This window comes from Sphingopyxis terrae subsp. terrae NBRC 15098 (assembly GCF_001610975.1).
GTDB classification, from domain to species: Bacteria; Pseudomonadota; Alphaproteobacteria; order Sphingomonadales; family Sphingomonadaceae; genus Sphingopyxis; species Sphingopyxis terrae_A.
Genome location: NZ_CP013342.1, coordinates 2,779,261 through 2,798,404 on the forward strand (window position 1 = coordinate 2,779,261; position 19,144 = coordinate 2,798,404).

13 protein-coding genes are annotated in these 19,144 nt (G+C 63.5%); 5 read left to right on the top strand and 8 right to left on the bottom strand.

Going from position 1 to position 19,144, the window contains the following annotated elements; genetic code table 11:
- Nucleotides 1–107 precede the first annotated feature (107 nt).
- On the top strand, nucleotides 108–440 hold the full coding sequence (locus AOA14_RS13305) for a putative quinol monooxygenase (RefSeq protein ID WP_062902143.1): 333 nt from the start codon (nucleotides 108–110) through the stop codon (nucleotides 438–440).
- 155 nt (nucleotides 441–595) lie between these two features.
- Nucleotides 596–1,147, top strand: a complete 552-nt coding sequence (locus AOA14_RS13310) for a hypothetical protein (RefSeq protein ID WP_062902144.1) — start codon at nucleotides 596–598, stop codon at nucleotides 1,145–1,147.
- A 204-nt stretch (nucleotides 1,148–1,351) separates the two neighbouring features.
- On the opposite strand, the gene uvrA is transcribed toward AOA14_RS13310, so the two are convergent.
- Complete coding sequence (gene uvrA, locus AOA14_RS13315; RefSeq protein WP_062902145.1) at nucleotides 1,352–4,243, bottom strand: excinuclease ABC subunit UvrA; 2,892 nt, start codon at nucleotides 4,241–4,243, stop codon at nucleotides 1,352–1,354.
- A 234-nt stretch (nucleotides 4,244–4,477) separates the two neighbouring features.
- Between uvrA and AOA14_RS13320 the strand changes: the two genes are divergently transcribed.
- From AOA14_RS13320 to AOA14_RS13330, 3 genes are all read left to right on the top strand, one after another.
- Nucleotides 4,478–6,553, top strand: a complete 2,076-nt coding sequence (locus AOA14_RS13320) for a M13 family metallopeptidase (protein ID WP_062902146.1) — start codon at nucleotides 4,478–4,480, stop codon at nucleotides 6,551–6,553.
- Nucleotides 6,554–6,659: 106 nt separating this feature from the next.
- Entirely contained in the window at nucleotides 6,660–7,043 is a 384-nt protein-coding gene (locus AOA14_RS13325) for a hypothetical protein (RefSeq protein ID WP_062770740.1), read from the top strand.
- Between the two features lie 300 nt (nucleotides 7,044–7,343).
- On the top strand, nucleotides 7,344–7,685 hold the full coding sequence (locus AOA14_RS13330) for a UrcA family protein (RefSeq protein WP_062902147.1): 342 nt from the start codon (nucleotides 7,344–7,346) through the stop codon (nucleotides 7,683–7,685).
- 16 nt (nucleotides 7,686–7,701) lie between these two features.
- Here AOA14_RS13330 and AOA14_RS13335 read toward each other — a convergent pair whose 3' ends face one another.
- From AOA14_RS13335 to AOA14_RS13365, 7 genes are all read right to left on the bottom strand, one after another.
- Nucleotides 7,702–8,436, bottom strand: coding sequence for a LytR/AlgR family response regulator transcription factor (locus AOA14_RS13335; protein ID WP_062902148.1), 735 nt, complete (start codon nucleotides 8,434–8,436; stop codon nucleotides 7,702–7,704).
- Nucleotide 8,437: 1 nt separating this feature from the next.
- A complete protein-coding gene (locus AOA14_RS13340; protein ID WP_231737217.1) occupies nucleotides 8,438–9,604 on the bottom strand; it encodes a sensor histidine kinase in 1,167 nt (388 codons plus the stop codon).
- A gap of 98 nt (nucleotides 9,605–9,702) precedes the next feature.
- Nucleotides 9,703–11,064: an MATE family efflux transporter gene (locus AOA14_RS13345; RefSeq protein ID WP_062903162.1), complete on the bottom strand. Its 1,362-nt coding sequence runs from the start codon at nucleotides 11,062–11,064 to the stop codon at nucleotides 9,703–9,705.
- A 92-nt stretch (nucleotides 11,065–11,156) separates the two neighbouring features.
- Complete coding sequence (locus tag AOA14_RS13350) at nucleotides 11,157–13,862, bottom strand: valine--tRNA ligase (protein ID WP_062902149.1); 2,706 nt, start codon at nucleotides 13,860–13,862, stop codon at nucleotides 11,157–11,159.
- Between the two features lie 163 nt (nucleotides 13,863–14,025).
- A complete protein-coding gene (locus AOA14_RS13355; RefSeq protein WP_062902150.1) occupies nucleotides 14,026–16,107 on the bottom strand; it encodes a S9 family peptidase in 2,082 nt (693 codons plus the stop codon).
- Nucleotides 16,108–16,305: 198 nt separating this feature from the next.
- Entirely contained in the window at nucleotides 16,306–17,685 is a 1,380-nt protein-coding gene (locus tag AOA14_RS19855; RefSeq protein WP_202988263.1) for a nucleotidyltransferase domain-containing protein, read from the bottom strand.
- A gap of 442 nt (nucleotides 17,686–18,127) precedes the next feature.
- On the bottom strand, nucleotides 18,128–19,057 hold the full coding sequence (locus tag AOA14_RS13365) for a nucleotidyltransferase and HEPN domain-containing protein (protein ID WP_062902152.1): 930 nt from the start codon (nucleotides 19,055–19,057) through the stop codon (nucleotides 18,128–18,130).
- Nucleotides 19,058–19,144: the final 87 nt, after the last annotated feature.

Here is a 19,144-nt window from a genome sequence, read left to right on the forward strand (position 1 = left end):
GGCCGTGTCGACAAAAGGGATTCCCAAACGCGCGTTTGGGAGTCCCTTTTGTCAACACGGCCTGGACAACTAGAGATAGGTCATTTCTGTATGGCAGGAAAGGTAACATGATCCTCATCACCGGCCACGTCATCCTGACCCCCGAGCATGGCGAGCGCATGATTGCGTTCGGCGCCGAGCATAGTGCGCGATCGCGGGGCGAGCCGGGGTGTCTGGCGCAACATTGCCATATCGATGCCGTGCCTCGACAGGCTGGGGATGGCTCGGCTTATGAATGTCTGACGTTCGTCGAGGAGTGGGAGAGCGTCGATGCGGTGCGCGCCCATTTCGCGCTGCCCGCCTCGCGCGCCTTCGTCGCCGACATGCGCCCCCTCTCGCCGCAACCGCCCGCGATCCGCATTTATGCCGCCGAGGATATTACGGCGAAGCTGATGGGGTAAATCTCCCCTCCCGCTTGCGGGAGGGGTTGGGGGTGGGCCGCGCGCCGGTGCGCGCATCCGATGTTGATTGCCCACCCCGCTGCGACTAGCGAACGGGTTCGCAAATCTCGCAGCCCCTCCCGCATGCGGGCGGGGAGAGATCAGGCCGGGGGCATATGACGGGGTTCGAATTCAGCTTTTCCTTTTTCGGCCTGATCCTGGGCCTCGCGCTGGCCGAGGGGCTCGGCGGGTTGGCGCGCGCGCTCAAAGCCAGCCACCGCGTCCGCATCGGCTGGCCGACCGCGCTGCTCGGCCTGTTCGTGTCGTGCGACGTGGTGACCTTCTGGATGTTCGGATGGAATCTGCGCGAGCTGTTGCCGCTGAACTGGCCGATCCTGTTCGGCGGCTTCGTCGTCACCGCGGTCTATTTCGTCGCGGCGAGCCTGGTCTTTCCCGACGATCCGGAGGCGTGGGACGACCTCAACGCCCATTTCGACAAACAGCGGCGGCTGGTGATCGGCGGCGTCTTGCTGGCCAATATCGCGCTGGTCGCCGTCACCTGGGCCTTTGTCGGACTCCCCAGGGCGGGCTCGTTGCGTGCCTTCATCCTCGCATGGTCCTTCTTCCCCGTCGCCGCGCTCGCGATCGCGGCAAAGGACCGCCGTATCGTCGTCGCCTGCCTGATCTGGCTCCTCGCGCTCTATCCGCTGTCGGCGGTGTGGCATTGATCCTTTAAAAATCGTCACCCCGGACATGCTCGGCGGTCATGGCCTTGGGACAGGTGGGCAAGTGTTCCCCGGCGAAAGTCGGGGCCATGACAGGGTGCGACACGTCATCTGGGCCCCGGCTTTCGCCGGGGATCACAGATGCGGGCTTGCCCCGCGTTCGTCGGCCCAGACCTGATCCTGGATGACAGGAGAGGGGGCCGCGCCCTATCTCTCCAGCAACGGCGCCAGATACTGCCCCGTGAAGCTGCGCAGTTCCTTCACCACCTGTTCGGGGGTGCCCGCCGCGACGATCTCGCCGCCCTTGACCCCGCCTTCCGGGCCGAGGTCGACGATCCAGTCGGCGGTCTTGATGACGTCGAGATTATGTTCGATCACCACCACGCTGTTGCCCTGATCGACGAGCGCCTGCAGCACTTCGAGCAGCTTGCGCACATCCTCGAAATGGAGGCCGGTCGTCGGTTCGTCGAGGATGTAGAGCGTCTGTCCGGTCGAGCGGCGCGAGAGTTCCTTGGCGAGCTTCACCCGCTGCGCCTCGCCGCCCGACAAGGTCGTCGCCTGCTGCCCGACCTTGATATAACCGAGACCGACGCGGACGAGCATCTCCATCTTGTCGCGGATCGCGGGCACCGCCTTGAAGAACTCCGCCGCATCCTCGACCGTCATGTCGAGCACGTCGGCGATGCTCATCCCCTTGAATTTCACCTCGAGCGTTTCGCGATTGTAGCGTTTGCCGTGGCACGTCTCGCACGTAACATAGACGTCGGGAAGGAAGTGCATCTCGATCTTGATGAGGCCGTCGCCGGTGCAGGTTTCGCAGCGCCCGCCCTTGACGTTGAAGCTGAAGCGGCCGGGCTTGTAACCGCGCGCCTGCGCCTCGGGCAGCCCCGCGAACCAGTCGCGGATTGTCGTGAAAGCGCCGGTGTACGTCGCGGGGTTCGAGCGCGGGGTGCGGCCGATCGGCGACTGGTCGATGTCGATCACCTTGTCGCAATGCTCAAGGCCGGTCAGGCTGTCGTGCGGCCCGGCGACGAGCCGCGCGCCGTTGAGCGTGCGCGCCGCGCTGGCATAGAGGGTGTCGATGACGAGGCTCGACTTGCCGCTGCCCGACAGGCCGGTGACGCAGGTGAAGGTGCCGAGCGGGATCGTCGCGGTGACATTCTGGAGGTTGTTGGCGCGCGCGCCCTTCAGCACCAGGTCGAACCCGTTGCCGGGGCGGCGGTGCGTCGGCACCTCGATCTTCTTCGCGCCGGTGAGGTAGGCCGCGGTCAGGCTCTTCTTGTTCGCCAGTACCTGTTTCAGCGTGCCTTCGGCGACGATCTCGCCGCCGTGGACACCCGCGCCGGGGCCCATGTCGACGACATAATCGGCGTGGCGGATCGCATCCTCGTCATGCTCGACGACGATCACCGTGTTGCCGAGGTCGCGGAGGCGCTTGAGCGTCGCGAGCAGCCGGTCGTTGTCGCGCTGGTGCAGGCCGATGCTCGGTTCGTCGAGCACGTAGAGCACGCCGGAGAGGCCGCTGCCGATTTGTGATGCAAGACGGATGCGCTGGCTTTCGCCACCGCTGAGCGTGCCGCTGGTGCGGTTGAGGTTGAGATAATCGAGCCCGACATTGTTGAGGAAGCCGAGCCGCTCGTTGATCTCTTTCAGAATCGCCTTGGCGATCTGGCGCTGCTGATCATTGAGCTTCTCGTCGAGCGCGCTGAACCAGGCGAGCGCGTCGGCGACCGAGCGCTGCGCCGACATGCTGATGTCCTCGCCCGCGATCTTGACCGCGAGCGGTTCGGGGCGCAGGCGCGCGCCGTGGCATGTCTCGCACGGCTGCGCGGTCTGATATTTGCCCAGCTCCTCGCGCATCCACGCGCTTTCGGTTTGGAGCATCCGGCGATTGAGGTTGCCGATCACGCCCTCGAACGCCTTGTGCGTCGTATAGGTGCGCCGGCCATCCTTGAAGGTCAGCTCGACCGGCTTGCCGCCGCTGCCATAAAGAATGATGAGCTGCACCTCGCCGGGCAGATCCTGCCACGGCGTGTCGAGGCCGAAACCATAGGCTTTGCCCAGGCTTTCGAGCACCTGCATATAATAGGGCGAGGGCGGGTTCGATTTCGCCCATGGCACGACGGCGCCTTTTTTCAGGCTGAGCGCATGGTTGGGGACGACGAGTTCGGGGTCGAATTCCAGCCGCTCGCCGAGGCCGTCGCATGCGGGACAAGCGCCCTGCGGCGCGTTGAAGCTGAACAGCCGCGGTTCGATCTCGGCGATCGTGAAGCCCGAAACGGGGCACGAAAATTTCTCGGAAAAGATGATGCGGTTGGCAGGGATACCGGCGCCTTTCATGGCGCCGCCGACGTCGCCGTCGCGTCCCGGAACGTCGCCGTCGGCAAGGTCGACATAGGCGAGCCCTTCGGCGAGTTTCAGCGCCGTCTCGAAACTGTCGGCAAGCCGCGTCGCGATCCCCTCGCGCACGACGATGCGATCGACCACGACCTCGATGTCATGCTTGTATTTCTTGTCGAGCGCCGGTGCGTCCTCGATCTCGTAAAATTCGCCGTCGATGCGGACGCGGGTGAAGCCGTCCTTCTGCCACTGCGCGAGTTCCTTCTTATATTCGCCCTTGCGCCCGCGCACGACGGGCGCGAGCAGATAGGCGCGCGTGCCCTCGGGCAGGTCCATCACCCGATCGACCATCTGGCTGACCGTTTGCGCCGAGATCGGCTCGCCCGTTGTGGGCGAATAGGGAATGCCGACACGCGCCCACAGCAGGCGCATATAGTCATAGATTTCCGTGACGGTGGCCACCGTCGAGCGCGGGTTACGGCTCGTCGTCTTCTGTTCGATGCTGATCGCCGGCGACAGCCCGTCGATATGTTCGACGTCGGGCTTCTGCATCATTTCCAGGAACTGGCGCGCATAGGCCGACAGGCTCTCGACATAGCGCCGCTGACCCTCGGCATAGATGGTGTCGAAGGCGAGGCTCGACTTGCCGCTGCCCGACAGGCCGGTGATGACGATCAGCGCATCGCGCGGCAGATCGACGTCGACGCCCTTCAGATTATGCTCGCGCGCGCCGCGCACCGAAATATGGGTGAGACTCATGGGGAGGGTATGTTCCAGATTTGTTCCGGCCGCGCAAGAGGGCGCCGCTCGCTCGAACGCCTAGATAGGAAGCGGCTGCTTTGCGCGCAACGGGGCGGCGATTCCACCAACGAACGAGTGCGTTCGACCAGCGGCCTGCATCTTGCTTGACCTGCGATTGGCGCGGGCGGACAAGTCGCCATGGCCTGCGGCGGATCGGCCCTTGAACCGTGCGCGGGGGTAGGAGACTGGGGAATGAAGATGTTTTTGGGCGGCCCCGCTGCCGTCGCTATCGCCGCCGCGCTGATCGCAGCACCTGTTCTGGCCCGCAATGCTGGCGCTGACGCTTCCTTGGTCGCTGCGACCGATGCTGCGGCCGGCGCCGAAGACGGGTCGCTCAAGCCGCTGACCTTCGGAAGCTGGGGCGTCGATCTGGGCGCGCGCGACACGTCAGTAAAGCCGGGCGACGATTTCGACAAATATGCCAATGGCGCATGGTTCGCGCGCACCGAAATTCCGGCCGATCAGGCATCGGCCGGCGTCGATTACGATGTCTATAATCTGACGCAGCGTCAGCTCCGCCAGCTCGTCATCGGCGCACCCGCGACCAGTCAGGTCGGCGGGCTTTATCAAAGCTTCATGGACGAAAAGCGCGTCGCACAATTGGGCACCAAGCCGCTGATGGCCGACATCGCTGCCGTCGCGGCGATCAAGGACAAGAGCGAAATGGCGCGCTTCATGGGCGCGTCGCAGGGAAGCTTCGGCGCCTCGATCGTGGGCGGCGGCCCCTATGCCGATCCCGACACGCCGACGGTCAACGTGCTGTGGCTCGGGCAGGGCGGGATCGGGCTTCCCGACCGCGATTATTATCTGAACGACAGCTTCAAGCCGCAGCGTGAGGCCTATCGCGCCTATATCGCGCGGACGATGAAGAGGATCGGTAACCCCGATCCCGAAAAGGCCGCCGATGCGGTGCTGGCGTTCGAGACCGAGATCGCCAAGGTGAGCTGGGCGATCGCCGAGCGCCGCGATCTGGGCAAGATCAACAACCCGATGTCGTCGGAGGCGCTGGCCGCCTATGCGCCCGGGCTCGACTGGAGCGCCTGGTTCGCGGGCGCCGACATTCCGGCGCAGAAGCGCATCATCGTCAACGAAAATACCGCGATCCGCGACATCGCAGCGCTCTATGGCAAGACGCCGCTCGACACGCTGAAGCTGTGGCAGGAATTCCATGTCGCCGACAATGCGGCCAATTATCTGTCCGACGACTGGGTCGACAGCCGCTTCGAATTCTCGAAGGCGCTGAGCGGCGTGACCGAGATGCGCCCGCGCTGGAAGCGCGGGCTGCGCCTTGTCGATAGCAGCCTGGGCGAGCTGGTTGGCGAGGAATATGCGAAGCAATATTTCCCGCCGAGTGCCAAGGCGAAGATGGAAACGCTCGTCGCCAATCTGAAGCTGGCGATGGGCGACCGCATCCGCGGCAACAGCTGGATGGCGCCCGCCACCAAGGAAGCCGCGCTCGCCAAGCTGGACAAGATGGACGTGATGGTCGGCTACCCCGACAAGTGGCGCGACTATTCGGGGCTCAAGATCGATCCCGCCGACCTCTACGGCAATGTGAAGCGCAGCGCGGCGTTCGAATATGCCTATCAGCTCGCCGACCTGGACAAGCCGGTCGACCGCAAGAAATGGTCGATGAACGCGCAGGAAGTGAACGCCTACAACGGCGGGCTTGAAAACAAGATCGTTTTCCCGGCCGGTATTCTGCAGGCGCCCTATTTCAGCGAGACGGTCGACGATGCGGTCAACTATGGCGCGATCGGCGCCGTGATCGGCCATGAAATCACTCATGGTTTCGACGATCAGGGGCGCAAGATCGATGCGAGCGGCGCCGTGCGCGACTGGTGGACCAAGGAAGATGCCGCGCGCTTCGATGCGCAGGCCAAGGGCTTCGGCGCGCAATATGCGACCTATGAGGCGGCGCCGGGTGCGTTCATCAACCCCGATCTGACGATGGGCGAGAATCTCGCCGACCTTGCGGGGCTCGAGGTCGCCTATGACGCCTATCACCGGTCGCTGAACGGCAAGGAAGCGCCAGTGATCGACGGGCTGACCGGCGATCAGCGCTTCTTCCTCGCCTTTGCGCAGGCGTGGCGTGACAAGGCGCGCGAGGATGCGACCAAGCAGCAGGTAGCGAGCGACCCGCACAGCCCGGCGCGCTGGCGCATCATCGGTCCGCTGCGCAACGTCGATGCCTGGTACAAGGCGTTCAACGTCGCGCCGGGGACCAAATATTATCTGAAGCCCGAGGATCGCACGCGCATTTGGTAAACCGGCGGCGCCCTTTTATCCCCTCCGCGCAATGCCGCTGGTCGCGGAACGCAACTTGCGGCAAAGCGTTGGACGGGCAGGGAGCTCGGTTTAAGGAGATTTCTTGATGACCAGATCGATTTTTGCCGCCGCGGTCGTCGCGGCGCTGATGAGTTCCGCGCCGGCGATGGCTCAGAAGCTGCCAGACGGCACGACCGCTCAGGAACGCGCGGATACCGCGAAGCTGAATGCCGAGCAGCTCGCGAAGGCCGATGCCGAAACCGCGCGCTATCAGCAGAGCGTTTCGCAATATGAGCAGCAAAAGGCTGCGATCGCCGAGCAGGCGGCCGCTGCGCAGGCGAAATATGCCGACGAAACCGCCGCTTATGAAGCGGAAAAGGCTCGCGTCGCGGCGATGGCCGCCGAAGAACGCCAAAAATGGGAAGCCGATGTCGCGGCATGCAAGGCGGGCGACACCAGCCGCTGTGCCAAGCCGCAGCCCAAGGAATAGTGCTGCCAATCGGCACGCGATCCCGTGAGATTAAAGGGGCTCCGACGACAGGTCGGGGCCCCTTTTTATTGGCGCGCTTCCGTTCGTCCGTTGGTCGCCCTTTGTAGGCGCTTCATCTTTCAATCGACTCGTCGCTGGGGCTGATCGAAGCGCGTATGAATGGCGCGAAAAATTGGCGCATTCCGTGGGTTGCGGGATGCGAGGCGACCAGACTTCCCCGGTTACGGCGCAGCGTGTCCCGCATCCCATAACGGATGAGAGGACTCTCCCATGTCACACCGTATTGCCAAATATTTGCTCATGACAGGCGCCGCTGCATTGTCGGCAGGCGCCGCCGCCCCGGTCGCGACTGCCGCCGAGGCGCGCGTCGCGGATACCGATGATGCGCCGACGGTCATCGTGCCGTACGGCGATCTCAATCTGAGCAGCGTCAAGGGCCGCGCTCGGCTGGAAACGCGCGTACGCATCGCCATTCGCGGCATGTGTCGTACCGATCCCCGAGCGACGCTGTCTCAGCGGGCGCAGGAACGCGACTGCATTGTCCATGCGCGTCGCAGCGCCGAACCGCAGATGGCGGCGTTGTTCGGTGGCAGCGATATGAAATTGGCACTTGAACGTCCGGCGGAGGTTGCCGTCCGCTAACCGGCGGTAGAGGCGGTCATGCGCCGTGCATGATCGCCTTTACGTCGTGCAGGTAAGTGCGACCGATCCGGTGTTGGCCGCCTTCGCCCAGGTCCACACTCCACGCGCCGTCGCCATGATGCTTGAGGCCGACGATGCCGTCGCGCCGGACCATTTTGGACCGGTGAATGCGCATGAACTGATCGGGGTTCATCCGCTCTTCCAATGATTTGATCGTCTGATGAATTAGCCAGCTGCGGCTGCCGACATAGAGGCGCATATAGTCGCGTTCGGCCTCGATCAGATCGACTTGCGCCGCATCGATGCGCAGCATTTCGCCGCGGTTCTGGACCCAGAATTCGTTGATCCACCGGCTCTTCGGCGGGGCGGCTCGCCCGGCGCTGCGCCATTCGCGAACGCGCGCGAGGGCTTTGGCGAGGCGATCGGGTGATACCGGCTTGAGCAGATAATCGACTGCGGCGACGTCGAAGGCTGCGACAGCATAGCGATCGAACGCCGTGACGAAGACGATGGCTGGCGGACAATCGAGCTTTTCGAGCGCGGTCGCCACCTCCAGCCCGTCGAGGTCGGGCATGGCGATATCGCAAAGCAACAGATCGGGCGCGAGCGCCTCGACCATGCGCAGCGCCGATGCGCCGTCGCTGGCGGTACCGACGAGCGAAACCCCGTCCTGCTGCCCCGCCAGAATCTGAAGCCGTTCGATCGCCAGCGGCTCGTCATCGACGATCAGGGTGCGCAGCGTCTGCAGCATGTCAGTGTCCTTCGCCCGCGATCGGCAGCCACAGCGATACCGCGAAGCCGCCGCTGTCCGACCGTCCCCATTCGCAGCCTGCCACCGGGCCGTAGCGTGTGATCAGCCGTTCGCGGACGTTGCCGAGCCCGAGGCCGGTGCCCGATTCGGGGGTCGGTGCGGCGGGGTCGATGTCATTTTCGATCCGGATCACGAGCAGCCCATATTCGCTGCTCGCCGACAGGCGGATCGCAATCCTTCCCTTGCTGGGAGCAACGCCATATTTGATCGCATTTTCGATGATCGGTTGCAGGATCAGCACGGGAACGCGCGCATTCTCCAGCGCTTTCGGCATCGTCACCTCGACCTGCAGGCGGTCGGGAAAGCGCGCCTGCTCGATCTGGAGATAAAGGCGCTGGAGCGCCATTTCCTCGTCGAGGCTGACGAGCTGTTCGGGATCGATCGCGAGGCTCGATCGCAGGAAGGACGACAGATTCATGATCATCGTCTCGGCCTCCGCCTGCGATCCGCGCATGACGAGCGTCGACAGCGAATTGAGCGTGTTGAACAGGAAGTGCGGGTTCACCTGATAGTGGAGCGCGCGCAGCTGCGCCGCCTGCGCCTCGACCCGGTAGCTGTTGGCGCGGCGCTCGACCGCGCGCATTTCGTTGGCATAGCCGAAGGCGACATAGAGCGCTGCCCATACCGCGAAGAAGAAATACCAGCGGATCGAGCTGTCGAGGATCAGCACCGTTTCCCAGGCAATGGGGAATTTGGACTGCACCTCTTCGATGATCTTCTGGGTATCGCCTGATGGAAACCAGTAGAAGAAGACGAGCAGATTGATGCTCGCGTAAATGACGACAAGCGGCACAGCGGCGCCCATCGCGACGGCAAGCCGCGCGCCAAAGCTTTTCGGCTGAACCCGCTGGATCAGCTGATAGAGGGTGAAGGTGCACAGGATACCGGCGATGACGACGATCGCGCGGCGGCCGATCGCACCCCATTGCTCGGCGGCCCCGGCCAGCAAGGCCAGCCCGGTCGTGATCAGGAAATAGATCAGCCACATCGCGATGATCGAACCGATCGCGACGCGGGGATTGACGCGGGCGTCCGACGCGCGCCAGCCCGGCGATGCGGCCAGCATGTGCGCACGCTGGTCGCGCAGCGTCTCTTTGCGGATGGTCATGTTCATTGCCGTCGCTTTTGCGCGAATATGGCGCAAAAAACTAGGTGCGCGCGCTGCGTCAGTCGAAGCCGCGCGCCTTTTGGTCGAAACGCGGCCGGTCAGGCGACGCGGGGTTGCGGCAGCGTGCGGCGCCAGTTGCCGCGGCGATAGACGATCCACGCCATCGTCAGCGACGCGAACGAGGAGAGCGGAAAGCTCCACCAGATCGCATCGCCGCCGAGCGCCGGGTAACCCAGATAATAGATGCCGAGGCGGATCGGGAACATCGACAGGAACAGGATGACGAGCGGTGGCACGACCGATCCGTTGGCGCGGAGCGTTCCGATCAGCACGATCGTCGTGCCGAAGGGCAGGAAGGTCCAGGTCGCGAGCAACTGGATATGGCGCGCGGCATCGATTGCCGCGGTATCGCCGCCGAGGAAAAGGGCGAGCGCAGCGCGGTCGAAAAGCAACAGCAGCGCGATCAGCACCCCGGTCATCATCAGGTTGATGGCGATGCCGCCGTTGGTGATCGTGGTGACGCGGTTCCACTTTGCAGCGCCGATATTCTGCGCGACCATTGCGCTGACCGCCGCGCCGACCGCGAGCGCGGGCATCTGGACATAGTTCCACAATTGCAGCGTCGCGCCATAGGCCGCGGCGGTGACGAGCCCTTCGCGATTGACCAGCCCGACCATCACCAGCCCGGCGCCCGAAATGACGAGCATCTGCGCGCCCATCGGCAGCCCCTTGCCGATGATGAAGCGCAGTTCCTCCATATTGGGGAGGAGGTATTTGAGCTCGGGTCCGCGCAGCCGCAGCACATGGTCGCGGGCATAGAACCAGCCGAGCATCGCGATCAGGCTGATCGTCCCGGCAATCGCCGTCGCGAGCGCGCTGCCCGCGATGCCGAGGCGCGGGAAGGGGGCGATGCCGAGGATCAGCAGTGGGTTGAGCGCGATGTCGAGAACGACCGACAACAGCATGAAGCGGAGCGGCGTCACCGCGTCGCCGGCACCGCGCGACGCCATCATCAGCGTCACCGCCAGCATGCTCGCCGGGATCGCGATGAAGGTCACGCGCAGATAATCATGTGCAAGGTCAAAGGCTTCTGGCGGGGTCTTGAGCCAATGCAGGATGGTGGTCGAGGCGAACCAGCCGACGATGGCGATGACGAGCGAGAAGATCAGCGCGAGGCCGACGACGGCACCGGTGGCGCGGCGTGCCGCGTCGGTATCGCCGCGCCCGATCGCCTGGCCGATCAGCACCGTCGCGGCCATTCCGAAGCCGAAGAAGGTCGCGAACATCAGGAACATGATGATGTTCGCATTGGCGGTCGCGGCGAGCGCGCTGCCGCCGAGGAACTGGCCGACCCACACCGAATTGATCGACCCCGACAGCGTCTGCAGCACGTTTGATGCGAGCGTCGGCAAGGCGAAGAGGATCAGCGTCTTCGCGATCGGCCCTTCGGTCAGGTTCATGCGTCCGGCGCCGCGCGCGGTCTGGCGCGGCGGAACCGGCGCGGCGGCGGGATCGGCAGCGGCGGCTACCGGCGTAACGGACGCGTCTTCGCTCACCCCAGCCGCGCCAGCGCGGCGGTCAGGCGGTCGGCCTCGGCCTCCTTGGCGGCATGGTCGGCGCGCGCCTTGTCGACCGCTTCGGGCTTGGCGCGTTCGACGAACGAGGGGTTGTTCAGCCGACCCGCGAGGCTGTCGCGTTCCTTGGCCGCGGCGGCGAGCGCCTTGGTCAGCCGCTCGCGCTCGGCGGCGATGTCGATCACGCCTTCGAGCGGGACGGTGATCGTCTCGCCCTCGACGACGAGCTGTGCCGAGGCACCAGCCGGAGCGGGATCGAAGCTGATCGCTTCGAGCCGCGCGAGGCGGTCGAGCTGCGCCGATAGCTTGTCGGTACGGCCCTTGAGCGATGCCGGAAAATGCGCGGTCAGGCGCGCGCCCGGCGGCAGGCCGAGCTCGGCCTTGGCGGTCCGCAGCTCGCTGACGAGCTTGATCAGCCAGTCGATGTCGGCGCTGGCGCCGGCGTCTTTCTCGGCCGCCGGAGCGGGCCATTTGGCGGTGATCAGCGGATAGTCGGCGCGGTCGCCGAGACCCGTCCACAGCTCTTCGGTGATGAAGGGCATGAAGGGGTGGAGCATGACGAGAATCTGGTCGAGCACCCAGCCGGCAACGGCCTTTGTCTCGCCGTCGATCGCGCCTCTCTCGACTTCGCTCGAGACAGGCTTGATCAGTTCCAGATACCAGTCGCAGAAACGGTCCCAGGCAAAGCTGTAGATCGCGTTCGCGGCCTCGTCGAAGCGATAGGCGGCGAAGGCGCTCTCCATCGCCGCGACGGTCGCGGCGACCTCGCCGATGATCCAGCGGTTGACCGGCAGCGTTGCGGCGGGGGCTTCGAAGCTGGTCGAGGCCGAAATGCCATTGGCTTCGCAGAAGCGCGCGGCGTTCCACAGCTTGGTCGCGAAGTTGCGATAGCCCGCGAGGCGCGCGTCATCCATCTTGATGTCGCGGCCCTGGCTTTCCATCGCCGCCATGAAGAAGCGCAGCGCGTCGGCCCCATACTGGTCGATGAGACCGAGCGGGTCGACGACATTGCCCTTCGACTTCGACATCTTCGCGCCGTCGGGCGCGCGGACGAGGCCGTGGAGATAGAGCGTCTTCCACGGCACGTCGCCCATGAACTCCATGCCCTGCATCGCCATGCGCGCATCCCAGAAGAAGAGGATGTCGAAGCCCGAGATGAGGACGTCGTTGGGGTAGTGGCGCTTTAAAAGCTCGGTGTTTTCAGGCCAGCCGAGCGTCGCGAAGGGCCAGAGCGCGGAGGAGAACCAGGTGTCGAGGACGTCCTCGTCTCGGGTCAGAGCGACGTCTGTGCCAGCCTGTGCCTGCGCTTCCTCTTCGGTCTCGGCAACGAAGATGCGGCCATCCTCGGCATACCAAGCCGGTATCCGGTGTCCCCACCAGAGTTGGCGCGAGACGCACCATGGCTGGATATTCTCCATCCAGTTAAAGAAGGTCTTTTCCCACGTCTTGGGCACGATGTTGATGCGGCCGTCGCGAACCGCCTGCATCGGCGGCTGCGCCAGCGTTTCGGCGTCGACATACCATTGGTCGGTCAGCCACGGCTCGATTACCACGCCGCCGCGGTCGCCGAAGGGGGTCTGGATCGTGCGCGGCTCGGCGTCATGTTCGTTGCCGTCCTTGTCGACGTGCGGGATCAGGAAGCCGGCTTCCTTCATCCGCGCCACGACCAGTTCGCGCGCGCCGTCTACGCCATCGCGCTTGAAGCGGTGGAGGCCGAGATATTCGTCCGGGATCAGGCCGTCGGCCGTCTGGATGACGTTCGCATCGCCATCGAACATGTTGAGCATTTCGCCGGGCTTGAACCCCGCGCGCTTGCCGACCTCGAAGTCGTTGAAATCATGCCCCGGCGTGATCTTCACCGCGCCCGAACCCAGTTCGGGGTCGGCATGTTCGTCGGCGACGATTTTGAAACGGCGGCCGGTGATCGGCTGGAGGATGTCCTTGCCGATCACGCTCTTGTAGCGCGCGTCATCGGGATGCACCGCGACCGCCATGTCGGCGAGCATCGTTTCGGGGCGTGTCGTCGCGACCTCGATATAATCGCGCCCATCGTCAAGCGTCACGCCGTCGGCAAGCGGATATTTGAAGTGCCAGAAGCCGCCCTGAACCTCGTGCGTTTCGACCTCGAGGTCGCTGATCGCGGTCTTGAGCTTGGGGTCCCAGTTCACCAGCCGCTTGTCGCGGTAGATCAGACCCTTTTTGTGCAGGTCGACGAACACCTTGACCACGGCGCGGGTGAAGTGCGGGTCCATCGTGAACTGCTCGCGCGACCAGTCCATCGAGCAGCCGAGGCGGCGGAGCTGGCCAGTGATCTGGCCGCCGCTTTCGGCCTTCCACTGCCAAACCTTTTCGACGAAGTCCTCGCGGCTGTAGTTGGTGCGCTTGTCCTGCCGCGCTTCCATCTGGCGTTCAACCACCATCTGCGTCGCGATGCCGGCATGGTCCATGCCGACGACCCACAGCACATCCTTGCCGCGCAGCCGCTCATAACGGACGAGCACGTCCTGCAGCGTGTTGTCGAGCGCATGGCCGATATGCAGCGCGCCGGTGACGTTCGGCGGCGGGTTGACGATCGTGAAGGGTGTCGCGTCGGGACGCGCGGGGCGATAGAGCCCGCGGCTTTCCCATTCGTGGGACCATTTCGCCTCGATAGCGGCGGGATCGAAGGTTTTTTCCATCGGCATAGCCGGGCGCCTTTGCCAGTCGGGGGGCGCAGCGGCAAGGGGGGACACGCATTTGCTGCAAGCCATCGCGTGTCCCCGCGAAGGCGGGGACCCATCTTCTGCCGGTTCCAACTTGCACCGGCCGGTGATGGGCTCCCGCCTTCGCGGGAGCACGCGGTCTTGCCTATTTCTTCAGATAGCTGTCCAACCAATTAAACACGGTCTGGTGCCACTGGACGCTGTTCGCGCCCTTCAGCACCCAATGGTTTTCGTCCGGAAAGACGAGCAGCTGCGACGGAACGCCGCGGCGCTGAAGCGCGGTGAAGGCGGCGAGGCCCTGCGTGTAGGGGATGCGGAAATCCTTCTCGCTGGTGATCACCAGCATCGGGGTTTTCCATTTGTCGACATGGTTCACCGGGTTCCATTTTTCATATTCTTCGGGAACCTTGAAATAGGGGCCGCCATGCTCCCATTCGTCGAACCACAATTCCTCGGTTTCATACGCCATCGCACGCGCGTCGAAGACGCCGTCGTGCTGGACGAGGCATTTGAAGCCGTCGGTCCACTGGCCGGCGATCCAGTTCATCATATAGCCGCCATAGGACGCGCCGAGCGCGCACGCGTTGGCGATGTCGAGCTGTGCATCCTGCTTGCCCGCCGCCGCGAGGCCGAGCTTCAGATCTTCGAGCGGCTTGCCGCCCCAATCCTTGTTGATGCTGTCGGTGAAAGCCTGCCCGTAACCCGTTGATCCGTGGAAATCGACGGTGACGACGCCATAGCCCTGCTGCGCGAACAGGCGGGGGTTCCAGCGCGTCGACCAGCTGTTGCCGAAGCTGCCCTGCGGACCGCCATGGACGATGAAGGCGACCGGCAGCTTCGCGGCGGCGGCGTTCGCGGGCTTCAGGATCATCCCCCACACCTTGTCGCCATTGGCGCCGGCGAACTGCATGCGATCGAGCCGCACCGGGTCGAATTCGGCCATGCGGTCGGCGTTGACCGCGGTGAGCTGCGTCACCTTGCCCTTGGCATCGCGGACATAGACGTCGGTGGGGGCTAGGGCGGTGTTGCGCGCATAGAGCAGCGCGCCGCCGGGCAGCACGCTGACGTCGCCGATATTGCCGTCGAAGGCTTCGTTCGACGCCTTCAGCCGTTCGACCTTGCCGGTCGCCGCGTCGACGCGGAACACCGGGTGATCGAGGACATCGTCGGCGGTGACGTAGAGCGCTTTGCCGTCGGGCGCCCAAGCGATCGAGGCGACCGAGCGATCCCACGCATCGGTCAGCTTCTTCGTCTCGCCGCTATCGAGGTTGCGGAGCATCAGCACCTGCCGGTCAGCCTCATAGCCCGGCCGCGCCATCGCGACATAGGCCAGCCATTTGCCGTCGGGCGACGGGGTGGGCAGGGTGTCGGTCGCCTGGTTCGCCTCGGTCAGATTGACCGGCATCATGCGGCTGTCGACCAGCCAGCTATAGATGTCGAGGTTGGTCGAGGTCGGCTCGTGGCGATCGGCCTTGCGCAGCGTGAAATAGACGGTGCGGCTGTCGGCGCCCCAGGCAAGCTCTTCGCCGCCGCCAAAGGGTTTCGACGGCGTGTCGCCGACCAGTCCGGCCGCGACCGGCCGCGCCGCGCTCGCCTTGCCGTCCGCCAGATTGAAAACGAAGGGGCGGCTGTGGGTGCCGGGGGTTTCCCATGTGTCCCAGTGACGGACGAAGCCGGTGCCGTCCTTGTAGAGCCGCCCGCTGCCGGGGCCGACGAGCGCGCCCTTGTCCTTTACGTCCTTCGCATCGCAGCCGAAATCGGCGCACTCCATCGGGATGTCGCCCCATGCGAGCAGGCGCGCGCCATCGGGCGAAATCTTGAAGCCCGCGACATCGGCCTTGGTATCGGTAACCTGCGTCGCGGCGCTGCCTGCGCTAGGATTTATCCGCCAGATCTGATCGCTGCCCGAGGCGTTCGAGAGGAAATAAAGGCTGCCGTCGGGCGCAAATGCGGGCGACGATTCATTCTTGCCGGGGGTATCGGCGATTCGTGCGGGCTCGGCGTCCTTGGCCTTGCGATCGACGAGCCAGAGCCCGGTCGAGCGCTTGTAGGTTTCGGGCGCTGTCTCGGTCATCTGGAACACGACCCACCGCCCGTCGGGCGAAGCCGTGGGCGCAGCGACGCGGCTGAGCGTCGCAAGATCGACCTCGGTCATCGGCCGGGCGAGAGCGGGCGTGCAAAGGGCGGCGGCGAGCGCGAGCGCGCTAGGGACGAGAATGTTACGCATGCCGTCGGTGTAGCGCTGCGGCGGGAAGGTTCAAGCCCCGAAGGCGGGTTTCAATATCTGCAATAAAATCCTCATGATGATCAAGGAGCATAAATAGAAAAGTAGCAATAATTTCCCAAGATAAACTATAAAATTATTCTTGCGCCGTCATTTTCTCTTCTATGTTAAATTTATAAATATCATAACTCATATAAAAATTTATTCTGCGGTATTTCTGATGAAGTCGGCGAATTCAACATGTCTGCAAGTGCAATCTTCATCTGTTTCAATGCGAGCAATGCGCTTGCGCAATAAGCTTTGAAGCGGTTCAGACAGATTGAATCGCAGATTTTCACTTAAATCCGTAGTGTCTGCCGCAATCCGAACGATTGGCGGAGCAGGCGCCTCGCCTGCTCTTCTAAGCATATGTTCTGCATCGACCGCGAGAATAAGCGCAGCTGCGGAGGCTAGAGCCGGCAGCGTCGCGGGATTTACATGGCCGCTGGCTCGGCAAATTTGAAGATTGGAGAAGCGGGTGTGCAGCGTCCAGTGCGACGAGCTGATCTCGATTTCACGGTGAAGGATAAGGCCAGTTTTCAGCCGTTCGGTTGCGTTGACAAGCGCGACGGCCTTTCGGCCATCGAGTCTCGGTCTTTTCAAAAGCGCCGGTACCGACGGAGAGTGAAGCAAGGCGTCATCATCGGCGACAATGCGCAGGCCGTCAGGAAAGCGGGGGAACAAGGCGCGCGCGTCGCGCGTCCAGCCTCGGAATATATGATATGGCGAAACCATGCCTGTTTCCGAGAAACCCGCAACCCAACGCGCGTCCATGGGTTGGATGGGGGCAGGCTCAAGATTCGGCATCTCAAATGGCGGACTGACATTATTGCTTCGACCGAGAGATTCAGGATGTCTGGCAAGGACGGGATCATCAACTCTTCCGCCTCGCGCTCGATCGTAGATCAGGCGGCAGGGTACCCCCAATGCCTGCAGATCGGCGGTACCGTATTGCGCTCCGGCGAGAAGGGGATGGCGCATTGCGCCATAGATCGCCCGCTTGAACAGCCACTCTTCCTTCGACCATGGCCCAGCCCAGTCGTGGGGGGCATCAGACATTTTTGCCACGAGCTGATTAACATGCCTCTGCCTGCCGTCATGATCATTCGCAAAATGGGGGCGGCGCGACCTCGTCACCGCCACGTCAATGTCGCCAACGCTATCCGCGCCTCGCATGAGGCTGCCAAATAGCCAGACTTGATCGACGTCCTGCACGCCATCCGGATTGCACCTGAGGGCTTCTATCCGATCCAGAAAGCTGTTCAGAACTGCCTGCGCCTTCGCCAAGGGCGTTCGCGGATTAGCCTTGGCAAGGGCGAGCGCCTCGCCGGTCTCGGTAAGTTTCGTTATCGTGGGATCGATCAACCCTCTGTCGAGGCATTCCTCGAATACGATGGCACCGTCGCTGCGTTCGGGAAACACGGTCTTCAGATCTATTGTCTTGCCTGGCGAGCGTGTTCGCGAGAAGCTGAGCAGCGCGCGCTTGAAAACCGAGGGCCGATAACCTGCTATCCGTGCGCTCCTGTCAAAGCTAATCCCCATGTCTTCAACTCCGGAGCTGCAACGCGTTCAGGGCAGATTGTTTTAACGATGGTCGCAAGGTGTTCGACCTGTCGCCGACGTGACGGCTGGAAGCATTGCCGTCCCGTCCGCCTGATTATCCAGAACTGCGCTGGGCCTTTCCACACGACGTTTGTACGCCAAGGCCTGTTTTTCTACGCCAGTCTGCCGCAACTCGGCCCAGTGGAGGCTCTGCGTCGTGACCGGCCGGCTCAGCATGCGGGAGTATGGCCACGCGTTCTCAAACGCCGGCGGTGTGTCGAGAGATGTCGGCTATCACCCGGAGCGCGGGTCTACACGTCACCCCGACACCGGTTCAGCGCTTCCATTTTGCGCTCGACCGATCTGCCGCTCACGTCATTTTCGTCCGCCATATTCTCATCCGTTAAGAGGGCGGTGCGCTGCCTCGAGAAGTGTTAGATAGTCAGGGGCGAACTGAGGCGTTGGCTTCGAGTTCGGCAATCCGCTCCGAGCAAACCGCGTGAACCGCGCGACCGAGTTCCTCGACGCAGCCGCCGAGCCATGTCAGCTCCTCTTCGGTGATGCGGTAATGCTTCGAGTAGCGCGCCTTCACATAGGCTTCCTTGAGCTTCTCGAAGCGTGAACGCTCGGCTTTCAGCTCGCGCGGCCAGGCATCGACCAAACGCATATCGATGCGCTCGGCCTGGGTACGCAGGAACCCGAGGTTGTGAACGTGCGGAGTGTAGAAGGTGCAGACCAGAAGGACGCAGTGGTAGAGACGCTCAGACGCCTGATGGAGATTGAACGCGGCGTAATTCTTCTGGCCGTCGCGTAAGCTGTAACCTGCCAACGTGCGAGCATAGAGAGCCGAGGGCATCCACTCGTCAAAATACTCCTGCGCCATTGCCAGCGCCTGCTGCGGCGTCTTGGGTTTCGGGGTGTGGAGCGGCTTGTCGTCGCTCTCGTAAAGCGCGATCCCGTCGCGCGCGACGTCCATGAAGAAATAGCGGCCGTGCGCGAGCCCGTCGTTCACCTCCTGCAGGGTGTGAACGATGAAGTTCACTGGCGTTTTGAGGGTCTGGTCGATCAAAATCTCACGGGCGAACCGGTCGTCGAGCTTCGACCAGACATCGACCTTGTCGATGAGCCGCTTGTCGCTGACGATGATGAGCAGGTCGAAGTCGGATCGATAGCCCTTGGCGGTGTGCGGTTCGTCGACCCAGCCCCCACGGGCATAGCTGCCATAGAGGATGATCTTGTCGATCCGCCCCTTCTTCTTCCAGCTCATCGTGCCGAGCGCCAATGCATCCTCGAACTCTTCGAAGATGATCGCCTTCACGCGCTCCAGCTCGCGCTGCTTATTGGCTGGAAGATGGTCGAGATCGGTTTTCATCGCTGGCGGCACCCTGTCGGTGCGGCGGCTGCTTGGCAAGGTCGAAGCGGCGCTAACGCCGACAGAATTGTCACCACCTGCGGTTCT